This window comes from uncultured Arcticibacterium sp., assembly GCF_964021845.1.
GTDB lineage: Bacteria > Bacteroidota > Bacteroidia > Cytophagales > Spirosomataceae > Arcticibacterium.
This window is the reverse complement of the sequence record NZ_CAXHZC010000002.1, coordinates 445,782-459,149: the sequence shown is the minus strand read 5'-3', so window position 1 is coordinate 459,149 and position 13,368 is coordinate 445,782. Positions and strand designations below refer to the sequence as shown.

At 34.9% G+C, this 13,368-nt stretch carries 11 protein-coding genes; 1 reads left to right on the top strand and 10 read right to left on the bottom strand.

Annotated elements, in window-relative coordinates:
* Positions 1–91: 91 nt before the first annotated feature.
* The 10 genes from AADJ06_RS08680 to AADJ06_RS08635 all read right to left on the bottom strand — a co-directional run bounded on the left by AADJ06_RS08680 (position 92) and on the right by AADJ06_RS08635 (position 12,750).
* Positions 92–1,267, bottom strand: coding sequence for a glycosyltransferase (locus tag AADJ06_RS08680; protein WP_341226038.1), 1,176 nt, complete (start codon positions 1,265–1,267; stop codon positions 92–94).
* A gap of 7 nt (positions 1,268–1,274) precedes the next feature.
* Complete coding sequence (locus AADJ06_RS08675) at positions 1,275–2,342, bottom strand: polysaccharide pyruvyl transferase family protein (RefSeq protein WP_341226037.1); 1,068 nt, start codon at positions 2,340–2,342, stop codon at positions 1,275–1,277.
* 8 nt (positions 2,343–2,350) lie between these two features.
* The gene (locus AADJ06_RS08670; protein ID WP_341226036.1) at positions 2,351–3,253 is read right to left on the bottom strand and encodes a hypothetical protein; all 903 of its coding nucleotides are present in this window, start codon (positions 3,251–3,253) and stop codon (positions 2,351–2,353) included.
* Between the two features lie 275 nt (positions 3,254–3,528).
* The gene (locus tag AADJ06_RS08665) at positions 3,529–5,007 is read right to left on the bottom strand and encodes an oligosaccharide flippase family protein (protein WP_341226035.1); all 1,479 of its coding nucleotides are present in this window, start codon (positions 5,005–5,007) and stop codon (positions 3,529–3,531) included.
* The gene (locus AADJ06_RS08660) at positions 5,004–6,041 is read right to left on the bottom strand and encodes an FAD-binding protein (protein ID WP_341226034.1); all 1,038 of its coding nucleotides are present in this window, start codon (positions 6,039–6,041) and stop codon (positions 5,004–5,006) included. Before AADJ06_RS08660 ends, AADJ06_RS08665 begins: the two co-directional genes overlap by 4 nt.
* Positions 6,042–6,251: 210 nt before the next feature.
* The gene (locus AADJ06_RS08655; protein ID WP_341226033.1) at positions 6,252–8,657 is read right to left on the bottom strand and encodes a polysaccharide biosynthesis tyrosine autokinase; all 2,406 of its coding nucleotides are present in this window, start codon (positions 8,655–8,657) and stop codon (positions 6,252–6,254) included.
* A gap of 26 nt (positions 8,658–8,683) precedes the next feature.
* On the bottom strand, positions 8,684–9,490 hold the full coding sequence (locus AADJ06_RS08650; protein WP_341226032.1) for a polysaccharide biosynthesis/export family protein: 807 nt from the start codon (positions 9,488–9,490) through the stop codon (positions 8,684–8,686).
* Positions 9,491–9,522: 32 nt separating this feature from the next.
* Positions 9,523–10,014 (bottom strand): UpxY family transcription antiterminator, encoded by a 492-nt coding sequence (locus AADJ06_RS08645; RefSeq protein ID WP_341226031.1) that lies wholly within the window; start codon positions 10,012–10,014, stop codon positions 9,523–9,525.
* 184 nt (positions 10,015–10,198) lie between these two features.
* On the bottom strand, positions 10,199–11,293 hold the full coding sequence (gene gmd / locus AADJ06_RS08640) for a GDP-mannose 4,6-dehydratase (RefSeq protein WP_341226030.1): 1,095 nt from the start codon (positions 11,291–11,293) through the stop codon (positions 10,199–10,201).
* An 821-nt stretch (positions 11,294–12,114) separates the two neighbouring features.
* Positions 12,115–12,750 carry a response regulator transcription factor gene (locus AADJ06_RS08635; RefSeq protein WP_341226029.1) on the bottom strand — a complete coding sequence of 212 codons (636 nt, stop codon included), beginning with the start codon at positions 12,748–12,750 and terminating at the stop codon, positions 12,115–12,117.
* A gap of 294 nt (positions 12,751–13,044) precedes the next feature.
* Here AADJ06_RS08635 and AADJ06_RS08630 point away from each other — a divergent pair, with 294 nt between their 5' ends.
* Entirely contained in the window at positions 13,045–13,356 is a 312-nt protein-coding gene (locus AADJ06_RS08630; RefSeq protein WP_341226028.1) for a LytTR family DNA-binding domain-containing protein, read from the top strand.
* Positions 13,357–13,368: the final 12 nt, after the last annotated feature.

The window sequence follows — 13,368 nt, the reverse complement described above, 5'->3', positions numbered from 1 at the left end:
ACGTTCTATCTCGAATCTTTCAAAAGATTCGAGATACTGAAGGTATTTTTTAGTTTAAATAGCCAGTTTTAAAAGTTACGATTTTGTCATTTTATTGATAAAGTGACAAGATTTTGGAGTATAAATCTACATACCTTTGAGATATAGACTCAGAACTATATTTATCTAATACTTCATTCCTAAGTTTTGAAGCACTATAAATTTCTATATTTATAATTATATTTTTCATTGCGTTTGCTAGTTCTTCAACGGTTCTGTTAACAAGTGTACCTGTTACTTTATTAACAATATCTTCAGGACCTCCAGATCTAGTAGCAATTACAGGTATTCCGCAAGACAACGCTTCTATTAATACCACTCCAAATGTTTCAATATCACTAGATAATACAAAGCAATCCGATTCCTGCATTAAATTCCTTACATCTTCTCTTGAAGCTTGACCATGAAATAATATTTTATTCTCAAGTCGCAATTGACAAACACGGTTTCTTAAAGAATCAAATTGATCACCCATTCCCGCTATTTTTAATTCAATTTGCGGGAACTCATCAATGAGTTTGGAAAAGGCATCTATAACCCTGTCAACTCTCTTTTTTGAGACTAAATGGCATACAATGAGGAATTTAAAAGAACTTCTCTTCTTTTTGTAACTTGGTATAAAAAAGTCAGTATCAATAAAGTTAGGAATAACTTTAATGGTCTTTGGGGGTAGGTCTAGTTGTACTTCCAGAAGTTTTTTGAATGGTGAGCTAACAGCAATTGCTTGATCTGCATTTAAGAATATATTTCTTATGTTGTTTTTTAATTCTTTTTTGTAAATTCCTTTAGCGTAGCCAGTAGAATGCTCCGTTAGAACATATGGAATGTTATATTTTTCTTTTATTTTCATAGCTGCAGCCCCAGCTCCTAGTGCACAGTGAGCATGTATTAAATCGGGCTTGCCGTGTGATTTAATATAATTAACACACATTTGATAACATGCTTCTATCCAAAGTCTTTGACCTAACCCTAAATCGAATTTTGTTTTGAAAAAGTTAATCCTATGCTTTCTATACGTAATAATTCCCTCATCCTCACTAGAAGTATATTGAAACCGATAATCTAAAATATTCGACAAAGTAATATCTCTAATACTTCTCAATTCTGGAAATATAATGGATAGGGAGTTTACTCTTTTAGAAATTGCAATACTTTGTTCTCTAAAAAAACTTCCTCGCAAAGGATGGAGATCTGTTGGGTAGAATGATGGTAAGACAATTATCTTCACATTTTTACTATTTACTGTTTTCGGATTTTGCGATTCCTATACTAGAATTTAAGAATAAAAGAGATTCTTTTCTTAACTCATTTAATTTCAAATGAACTTTATTATAGTCTATTTCTTCTTTCCAATGTTCATCTAAATAAATGTCATTGATGCTGTTGTAATACCTGTTATCGAGATTCAAAATTTTTAAAATTGATCGCATCCTACTTATTCTTTTGGGGTTAGCTGGTAATGCTATAAACTGCTTTTTAAGAATAATTGAAAATAGCATACAATGATAAGAGTCTGTAATAATAAATGAAGCCTTATTTAGATGAGAGAGCCAATTCTTTACACTTGGCATTCTTACAGATTGAATTCCATTTATTTTTTTATTTTCATTTAATGAAAGAGCCTTAACTCCATATTGAGATGCTACATATTTAATACAATCATACCATTCTTTTCCTTTCTCAAACTTAAATCCCACAACTGCATCTTTGACACCTGTATTACTCTTTAGCAAATTAGTATAGTCGTTTAATAATAGTGTTGGGTCTAAAACCAGGTGGGAGTTGGAATTTAATTGTTCCTTTAAGATTTTTCCGCCCTCAATTTCTCGAACGCCTATCGATATAAATTTTTTAAGATATGATTGTATTTCTTCTCTCTTTGAGCCTACTTCCCATTTTTCTAATCCAAAGCTTGCTGCGTAGGCCATCCGTGGTGTTTCATTTCTTAAAAAATTAAAAAAAAATATTTCACTATGTTTACTTGTTATGTCATAGTTCCAAACTTGATCGCTGCCAACTATAAATAAATCGGCTTTAGGAGGTTTTTCAAGAAGGTCATTTAAACTAGAATATTTGATAGTAACCGCAGGAAGTTCCTCTTTTCTGAAATTATTTAATCTTCTTATGAATATTACTCTTTTAATAATAGACTTAATACTAGCCCCCGCAGCTTTTTTTGAAGGAATAAAGTTTAATAATTCGACGGTATGACCTTTTTCTTTTAATACTTTACTTAAAGCGTAGCATTGGAGAAGAGCTCCATAGTTATTTGCGTTATGGAAAGTTAAGATTGAAATTTTCATAGTGTATTTTATGAGATTTTAGTTCTGCTTATTAGGAAGAGCCCAAGTGCCTGTATTCCGAAAATTCCTGCTCTGTAAAGTTCGGCTGTAGTAAAGCAAGCAATAAAAATATAAAGGAAATATGCACTGAGGTAATAATACTCTCGGTCAGTTTTTATTCGAATAGCTTTTATAAGTATTAAGAGGAAGAATAATGTTGCGATTAAGCCATAAATAATGGCAAAACCAACGATTCCCAGGTCTGCGAAAATATAACCATACAGTTTTGAACCGCTATGAGTTATTTTACCATATTTACTATTTTCTTGAGGGAAACCATTTCCAAAAAGTAAACTTATCTCATCAATGTTTACTTTCTCCATGTAGAATTTGAAAGTTCTTTTTCTGATATAATCGTCACCAGAGTTTATTTGTTTTTCACTAATCTCTGTCATCTCAGTAATGTATGAGTTGACCTCGTCTACAAGTAATAAAGGGGAACTAAGAGCAATTGAAATAATTGTATTTCGAACTATCAGCGAAGGTTTTTTTGAGAGTTTAATAATGAGATAAAAAGAAGAGATTATTCCGGCTACAAGTAGTGTTCGGAATCCTAGCATAAAAAGAAAAACCATTCCGATTGTGTAAAAAATAAGAAACTTTATACTTCGTTTTTCTATAAATCTATTCAGTGCCAAAAATGTAGCTAGCATTAGAAATCCTGCACCTTCTATTCGAAAACGTAAAAGCCCTCTTTCCATTTCTGTTATACTACCATAATCCAAAATCTTAAATGGAAATAATATGTATTGAAGAGTAAAAGCAGACATATATAAAATTGCACCAATTATTATTCCCTTTTCAATCCAATCAATTGTGAGATGTACTTTCTGAAGTTGGAAGTATATCAAGAGGTAGATAAAGTACCTCATAGCGATTGTTGTTGAGATTATGTCTTGGTCATGATAAAAAAAGCATGAAACAGCACTTAACCCAATAGCTACAAAAAGGCCTATAAATAGAAATTTAAAAGGATCTTTATTGTGGTATTTTCTTTTTTTAGATATTAAATCTGCAAAAATCAAAGAAAAACCTAATGCGTCTAAAATAAAATAAAATGAGGGACCAAAGTTGTGGTGTAAGCCAAAAAGATGGATAGAGCAAATAAGGCTAATGAATATGAGATGTCTAGATTTCAATAATGATTTTATTTTTTAATGGAAGTGATAAGTTCGTTCAATTTTGACATTGCATTTATATTCATATATTTTTTGAAATAATAATTCATCCAGAGTAAGAGAGCTATCAGGGTTAGGACGCCGGCGAATAAATGCGGAAGACCAGTCAGTAAGAAGGAAATTATAAAGGACAGAACTAAGAAGCATGAGGAGATTGTGAAAATCTTAATAAGTAGCTTTGAAGGTTTAAAATTAACTAGTTTATAAGTTACGGTTCCTGCAAGTAACAAGTAAATAATATATGAGAAGAAATAGTTTAGACCTAAAAATTTAAAGCCGAGGGTATTAGATATTAGAACGAGTAGTAGGTAGTCACTTACCCAGAAAATAATTTGAACTGCTATATAGTGGTATGATTTTTTTTTGGCCATAATTGCGTAACTCAAAGGGAAACCGATTACTCTAAAGAATACGCCGAAAGCTTGCCATCGAATTATTTCTGTGGCTTCCTGAAATGCATCACTGTATAAAAGTGTTATTATTGTTTTAGAGAAAATTAGAATAAATGCGATACCAAAACTTGCCAGTAATGTACCAAACTCCATCTGTTCATTAATAAGTGACGATGCTTTATCTTTTTGAGTTATAGATTTGGTTAATCTTGGCATAAAATCAACGCCCATCGCTGATAAGATTATTCCGATGTATAAATTGGAGATATTCCAGCTTGCTTGGTAAATACCAAGACTTTCTAAGTTATACTCTTTTAATAAGAATGTTCTTGCTAGATAAGTTGATGCTGCAGCAACAATAGCAGCAATAAAAAAACCAAAACCCACTTTGAAGAATATTTGGTATTTTTTTTTGAAAACATCAAAAGGAATGTTTGGAGATATTTTATAATTTTTTCTTAAGAAGTAATAGGAAGTTAACCATTCAGAGATAGCAATCAGTAATAGAAAATATGGTATACCTGATAGTCCAACAGAATAAACAAGAGTAATTACTGAACAAGTGCCTATTGCAGCTCCTAATATCTGGCTGCTAGCTAATGGTTTTAATAATTGTAAACCATTTAATATTGTGGAGTTACACGTAGCGGCTCCTTTGAATAGAAAAACAACAGAAACAATCATGATACCTGAGCTATATTTATCACTTTGAAACAGTGATTGACTAATTGTCTTGGAAAAAAAAAGACAAGTAGCAAAAGTGACGATTGATAAAATCCAAATTAAAATTTGGAGGACTTGAGTAGTTTCATTTATTTCTTTTTTGTTTTTTGATTCAATTATTGCTATTTCACGAACCCCACTTTTATCTACACCTAATAGGCTGAAATTGTATATTATTTCGATTAAAGTTTGATATAGACCCCAAATTCCAAAGCCAAAAGTTCCTAGAGCAATGGCGATGACTTTATTACGAACCATTGAGAATGCCATCTTAAGGATTTGGGCTGAAGCAATAAGCCCACTAGATTTTGCTATTTTTTTATAGGAATTCAAGATTGATTGTTTTGGTAAAAGGGTATCAGTTTTTTTATAGAGTTTGCTTGACCTTTAATTTCAATCTCAATTAAAAGAGTATTTTCGGACAGATTGTATAATAAATTGAGATATTCTAGGAATATAGCCTCGGGCGTTTCTTTATCCCAACAGAATCGGTTAAGTGTGTCACAATGGGGGGCAAACTTTGACATTCCTAAGAAATAGAATTCTAGAGTTTTATTGGCTCTTTTTTTGTCTTTATAGTTTTTATGAAGAATGCTATAAAATTTGTAAAGTATTTTCTTAACAATGAGTCGAATAGCATGTTTTTTTCGGAAGTGTTTATAGGAGTCTGATATGAATATACTACCTAAACTATGCTTATCGCTGTCAATACTTGTTCGTCGTTTAAGGACAATGCTATCGGCAATAGTACGTAACTCGTTTAAATCTGCTTTTTTTGAAGTGTCAAAGGTTACTGATAGTATTATACTAGTATCTTTTTTAGTCTTAAAGATGCTATTCCGATGGCTGAATTCTAATTCAGAATTTGATAAAGTATGAATACCTTTTAAAGGAGTATAAACTGAAACGCTTTTTACGACTTTTTCCATAACTGACGTATATGCTCCGCTGTTATTTACAGTGGCTCCACCAACAGTGCCAGGAATTCCAAGGAAGCCTTCATAGCCTGAGATACCATTATTTACACAATATCTACTTAGTTTGTTGAGATTGTACCCACATGAACAGGTTACAGAGTCGTTAGTAATTTCTATTTGTTTTACACCTTTGGTAGAAATAATTACCTCAAAAAGGGAATTATCTAAAAGATAGACATTTGAACAATCACCTAGTATTAAGAACTTAGTGTTGGTAGAATCTAATAAACAAATGAGATGTTTAAGTTCCTCCTCGGTTTCTGGTTTAAAAAAGAACCTGCAAGAACCAGCTCTGTTTCGTTTCGTTATTTGTCTTAAGGAGACATTTGTTCTATAAGTAAAGTTGAAACTTTTAAGGCTTTCTTCAAAATTTGTTTTTTTTCTATCCATTTTGTGAAAAAATATGAATTAGTAATTCAAGTTTAAACACCTCATAGTCTATATTGAGGGTGGCCTGAAAGTGATATTGAGTGATATTGGCAATAATTTTTGAAGAAATTGTTAGAGTAGGATACTTTCTTTTTTATTAGAAATTCTGCTTGACGTTTATCCCAGATAATTTATTTAAGGCTAGGAAAATTGGACTAGCGGACTTTGATTCTACCTAATAATTGATTTAGACTTGGAAAATAGTTGACTAAAATTAGGTATGTGAAAACCTTTTTTCTTCTCTGTACTATTGCCATATCCATATCCATATCCGTACCCGTACCCATATTCTGAAGAGTTTTTGTAATTAACTGCATTGAAGATTAGGTTAAGCGACTTAAATGCTTTCTTTTCTTTGAGGTTTTTGATATGTGTTAAAAACACTTTTGGCGTTTTTTCATGCCTTATTATATAGAAACAAGCATCTGCGAGCGGTGCCATAAGTTCGGCATCGGTGACCATGGTAGTAGGTGGTGTATCTATCAGTATATAATCAAAAGAAGGTTTTAAAACTTCTATTAATTCTTCTAATCGGCCATTGGCTATTAGCTCTGATGGGTTAGGAGGAATAGGCCCTGACGGTATTATGTATACGTTCTCCATTTTCGTGGGTAGAATCAAATCCGCTTCATCAGCCTTTGAAATTAAGAAAGTAGATATTCCTTTGGCATTGGTGACTTCTAGGTATTCATTAATCTTAGGTTTTCTTAAGTCTAGACCTAGTATAACTATTTTCTTATTGAGTAAACCTAAGGAGGCAGCTACATTTGCTGTGACAAAGCTTTTACCTTCACCTCCAGTAGAAGAGGTGATTAGTATGGTTTTGCATTTTTCTGCTTCAGAGCCCGCAAAAAGGTATTGCATGTTGGAGCGTATCATGCGTACCTGTTCTGATACAAAAGAGCGGCTATGTACATCTAGTATTTCCCCTTTTTCATCAGCTGGTTTTTGACCTATCTCGCCAAAAATGGTGAGTCCTACCTTGTCTTCTATTTCCTTTTTACTCTGTACAGTATTGGTCAGGAGTTCTTTAATGTTTATGATACCTGCTGGAATTATTAAACCCAAGAGTAAACCTAAGAGGGCCACTATTTTCTTTTTAGGTTTTATAGGTTTGTTAGAAGTATAAGGGAAATCTACCACGCGGCTATCTGTCACGGTACTGGCATAGGAGAGTGCCGTTTCCTCTCTTTTCTTTAAAAGTAGTAGGTATAGATTTTCTTTAATGCTCGCCTGTCTTTTTATTTCTACATACTCCCTTTCTTTTCTTGGAATGCTGCTGATGGCTCCTTCTAGTCTAGCATTTAAAGCTTCTAAACTGCTTTGCGTTACTTGCAAGCCAGATTTTTGGTTGCGTAGGTTTTCTTTAATGGCCTGTTTTATATTGCTCATCTGGGTGTTTACCGTTTCCAAAAAGGGATTGGAGGCGGTGGTACTTCTAGCTAATTTTTCACGCTCTAATTCCAAACTAGATAGTTGGCTTATATAGCCCGTAAGCACAGGGTCGCTCACCATTAAGGTAGAAGGAGATATGTTTCCTATCTGGTTAGAGGCTAAGTATCTTTCTACACCTTCCATAACTCTTAACTGTATGTTTACCTCATTAAGCTTGGTGTCATTGTCTTTTACTTTTTCTAAGAAAAGATTGGCCTCCGTACTCAGGTCGGTAATGCCTGCTGAGCGGCGGTACTGCTCCACGTCTTGTTCTACATCACCCAGTTCGGAGGTGATTAGCTTAAGTCGATCCTCTATAAAGTTTAGCGTGCTGGTGGCTTCTCTATTTTTGTCTTCTAAAGAGGCGAAGGCATATTCATCTAGTAATTTATGCATGATCACCTTCCCTTTTTCTGGCAAGGCATTTTCGGCACTTAGTTTAATCACCGTGCTTTTCTGATTAATGAGCTCTATGCCTAAGCCAGTAATCATATTACTCACCAAGGCATCTTTATTAGCAAATTGCACTTTGATAAGTTCTTGCTTAAAGTCGATACTTGTTTGGGCTCTAGCATTAGAGTCTGCCTGAAATACGCGTAGAGAACCATAAGGACTATCTACCCTGTCGGAATATAAAAACTCACCCATATTCGCCTTGCTTTCATCCAGCATGGCATACCTAGAGCTGTCTAATAATTTAATATAGAGTGCGTTGCCATAAGCAAATGGTGTTAATTCCGTGGCGTTAATTTTAATAGGAGCGTTGCTGTGAAGTTCCACATCTCTTACGCTGCCCTCATGCCAATAGCTAACGGTAAGGTTAAGGTCATCCACCACTTTTTCAATGAGGGAGCGAGAACGTAAAATTTCTATTTCGTTTTCTACCAGTTTGCTGCCGCTCATGATGTCTAATTCCGCCATCATTTCCATGCCGGAGCTCATGCCTTTGTCTTCGTCTTTTACCAAAAGCGTAGCAGAAACCTCATATATGGGTGTGCTGTACCTTAAATAAAGGTAGGCAGCAGATAAACAAATGATTAATGATAATACAAACCAAAGCCAGTGGCGTAAGTATTTAAAGAGGAAGTTACGCAGGTCAAAATCGTCTTCTTGATCTTGCCAAATGTTAGTGTCGCTGTTCATGCTTTAAAATGTGGTTTTGTTGTGGTTTATTTAAGGAAGATGTTTAGCAATACGGCTATGGTGGTGGCTATACCCGTAAAAATAGGTACCAGCTGCACACGCTGCTCCGTACTGGTTACCTTTCCTTTAATAGGTTGTACGTATATCACGTCACCATTCTTAACATAAAAGTAGGGGCTATTGAAAATCTCTCTGTTAAGCAAATTTACCGTACCCACTTCTCTAATCCCATGCAAATCTCTAATGATGGTAATGCTGTCTCTTTTTCCGTAAATGGAGAGGTCTCCTGCCATGGCAAGGGCTTCAGGGAGGGTGGTTTTGTCGTCCAATAAGTTGTAAGTACCTACTTTGTTCACCTCACCCAAAACAGAAAATTTATGATTTAAAAACCTGACATTTACAGCGGGTTCTTTTAAGTAGACTTCTACCGCAGTTTTTATTTTGTCACTTGCCTGCATAAGCGTAAGGTCTTTTACAAATTGCTTCCCTATAAAGGGGATCACCACATTTCCTGTGGAGTCTACCCGATACCCTAAAGGCTGTCTAGCCCCCATGGCACCACCACTTTGGCCCGGGAAGGTTGACATTTGCAATGTATTAATGTTTTGAAAGTTCAAAATTTGGTTTGATTCCTCATTTAAGCTACTAACGGTAATGGCCAAAATGTCGCCCTGTGTTATTTTGGCTACAGGTGCGGGTGGTGTTTCCAAATAAGAAGGATTGGAAGCGGTATTGCCTCCTTGAAAATAAACGAACTCTTTGGTATTGACACAGCCGCTAATACAGGCTACTGCAATTAAAAGTAGGGGTAATATTTTTTTTCTATGGTACATGTTGTCTATCCGGTAAAATGGGGTCTATACTTTTATTGCGTAATGGTTTTTAGTTTGTTTTGACTCGTGTCTACGTAAATTTTCATTTGTAGGTCTTTTAAAAATACCTCACATTTTTTACCAGAGGTAGCGAGTACCTTCCCTTCGGCATGTATGAAAGGCCCAGACTCAAAAACCACGGTGGCATTCAAATCATAGTTTTGCATCTTTATCTTACTGTGGTCAAAATCATTAAGCATGTTTTTGATGCAGGTTATTTCTTCGTCTTTTACCACGGCTGGCCTCTTTAGCCAGTAGAGGTAGCGTACCACCCCTGGGCTTTTAAAGACGTCATGCATTCGTTTTTCTTCAATGTTCACAAACAGGTAAGACTTAAAAAGTGGCTCCAAAACTATTTTTTTTCTGTCGGACCATTGTTTCTCTTTTTTTAAAACTGGGCAGTACGCTTCTATGCCCCTTTCATTTAATCTTTCAGCCGTGATCTTTTCGTTTCGTGATTTCGTATAAAGTACATACCAAGGCATAGTTTCTAAGTTTTTTTGTTTTTCAAATCTTACGGCTTCGCCCTTTCAGTCCCATGTCTGGACCTAGCGAGCTTTTTTTTTAAAATGAGCTAAGGGGGAGCTCCTGTCTATTTTAAATTGTTGAGAAGTGAAATTAAAGTTTGTGTGCTTTTATTTGGTTTCTATTTCATGGCTATAAAATATCTTAATACATTTCTATTGGGTCACCCGTTCGCTTTTCATTAAAAAGCTTTACGTCTGCCCATACCATGTCTTTCACAAGAGCGGCTAGGTCATACTTAGGTTTCCAGTTTAGTTTTTCTTTACATTTTGTAGGGTCGCCTATTAAAAGGTCTACCTCGGTAGGTCTAAAGTATTTTGGGTCTATCGCTATTACTTTTTTTCCTAATTCTAATTGATAATCAGGATTAGCACAGCTTTCTACTAAGCCCACTTCGTTTATGCCTTCACCTTCAAACCTTAAGGTAATGCCAAGTTCTGCAAATGCCATGCGAATAAACTCTCTAATGGTGGTGGTAACGCCGGTGGCAATTACAAAATCTTCAGGTTTGTCTTGCTGAAGAATAAGCCACATAGCTTCAATATAGTCTTTGGCATGTCCCCAGTCTCTTTTAGAGTCTAGATTTCCCATGTAAAGGCAGTCAGAATATCCCAGTACCATTTGTGCCAGACCTCTTGTTATTTTTCTAGTCACAAAAGTTTCTCCTCTTAATGGAGATTCGTGATTAAAAAGTATACCATTACAGGCAAACATTTTATAGGCTTCGCGGTAGTTTACGGTAATCCAATAAGCATACATTTTGGCTACAGCATACGGCGAACGAGGGTAGAAAGGAGTGGTTTCAGACTGCGGTACTTGCTGTACCAGTCCATAAAGCTCAGAGGTAGAGGCTTGGTAGATTTTGGTTTTTTCAATTAAGCCCAATATTCTAACAGCCTCGAGTATACGTAAGGTGCCTATGCCATCTACGTTGGCTACATATTCTGGTTGGTCAAAACTCACTTTTACATGAGACATAGCCCCCAAGTTATAAATCTCATCGGGCTGTACTTCCTGTATGATTCGAATAAGATTGGTAGAGTCACTCAAGTCGCCATAATGAAGCTTAAATCTTACTTGAGCCTCATGTAAATCTTGGTAAAGATGGTCTATTCTTGCAGTGTTAAAAAGAGACGATCTTCTTTTAATACCATGTACTTCATAACCCTTATCTAAAAGGAACTCAGCTAGATACGCTCCATCTTGCCCCGTTATTCCGGTAATTAATGCTTTTTTCATTTGGCTTATTCTGAGAGATATTAAGTTTTTAGTTTTCATTGGTACCACTTCTGATACGCTTAGCAAAGATGTGTTTTTGATATGGTTTTCAAAAAAAAGAAAGCGTCTATTTATTATGCGGTCAATGATTCATTCAATAATTAAACTTAATATTAGATAAGTGTAATTAGACCTCTCGGCAAAATATTATTTGGTACGGGTTGTCACTTCCAAATTAACGGTTGGTTATTTAATGATTTGATAATCTTTATTTGTTAGTTCATGCTAGTATGAATTGCTTCTTTAAGCGTGCTAAAGCTCTTAGGTGACATATGAAAATGAGTAAATCTAAAGGCTGTAGAGGCTTAAGCTTTGAGCGTCAGTTTCTTAGGTGTTACCGTTGGTGCCTTTTTAGGGTATAGGTTTGTAGAATAGCTGTAAAATGGTACTGTATTACATTGTTTAACGGTTTTCAGTTTAGTCGCTTTTTTGCTATTTCTTGGTGTTTTTGGTTAAGCCTTATAGCGTGGGAATATTAGAAAAGTACAAAAAATAAATATGCTTCAGAGGCTAAAGATGGAGGTGTGATTTTTCAGTAAATTTTCGCGAACAAAAATATAGCAGACATAGCGGATTAATGAGCAGAACGAACTCCTTCAGGCTTATCAAAACTGCTATTATAAGATGGTTTGAAAAATGTAGTCTAACCTAGTAAAACAATAGTGTTCCATAAGTAAGACCGACTATACATTTGGATTGTATAGCTGAAAAATGGGATGCTGGAATTTCACCCTTTTAATGGGTGAAATAATGCTTAGACCTAAGTTTGTAGAAGGAGCTACTTAGTTTTCAAATTCAGAGGTTAACTTAATCAGTTCTGTGACTTTGTTTATCCTAAGTTTTTTGTAAATATTTTTCCTATGTGCTTCTATGGTGTGAAAGCTTAAACCCAACTGATCGGCAATAGACTTGGTGGTGTTGGCATCAGTTATAAGGGTTATGATTTCCATTTCTCTCCCGCTTAGTTTGTATCTTTTTTCTAAGCTTAGTTCGGTTTTGTTATTGCTTGAAGTAAAGTCTCTTGTGTCAAAGAAGTGACTTCCGTTTTGAATAATCTTAATGGCTGCTAGAAGTAACTCTAATGGCGATGACTTCAGAATAAAGCCAGAAGCTCCATTCTTTTTAGCAAACTCAATATAAATAGATTCGTTGCTATTTGCCAACATGATGATCTTAACATTTGGAAGCTTTTTGTGAATCTTGTTTAATGTCTCCCAGATGTCTTTTCCCATCCCATTTGCATCCATTAGGATAAGTTCAGGACTGAAGTTTCCTATGCTATTACAAAGGTCAGTGTTTGATGTTGGTATTCCATCTGCACTGAAAGTGTCTTGAGAGTTAAGTAAGCTTTTAAGGGCTTCAATATAGAGTAACTGGTTACTAAGCACCAGTATTTTAGTGGATAGGGCTGTTGTCATTATGTTTTCTTTTTTGGCTAGGGTTGGATAGTTAATTGTGTCTTTCGTATACAAGAAACTTATATTCATCCTCTTAGTCAAATTTCTACGCTCATATTTATTATTCGGTAGTTATAAGGGGCTTTTTGGAAGTTTACTTTAACTAAATGTTTGATGCATAGATAGGTGTATACCAATATTCAGGTACTACATACCGTCTTTACGATTCTAGATTACCCCTTAAAGGGAATTGCCCCATTTCGGTCTTTAGAGCACCTTTGTTTTCCGCATTTTCTACTAAAAACAAACGGAACCATGAACTACTATTTAAAGCGTAACGACTCTATTCAAACCGAAAAGGTAATGCTCTTAGAAGCTCTTGAAAATTACACACTATTTCATTTGAATGATGGTCGTAAAATTATCTCTTCACTTACTTTAAAAAGACATCAGGAGAAACTTGAAATCGAATTCTTCGTAAGGGTGAATCGGTCTACCATTATCAATAAGAATTTTGTTAAAAAAATATTACTTAAAGACCGCACCAATTTTATCCGCTTAAAAAACGGAAAGGAGATTAAAGTCTCCAGAAGAAGGCAAGACACCTTAAGTCAACTAGCCTCCTAAAATCATTAATCT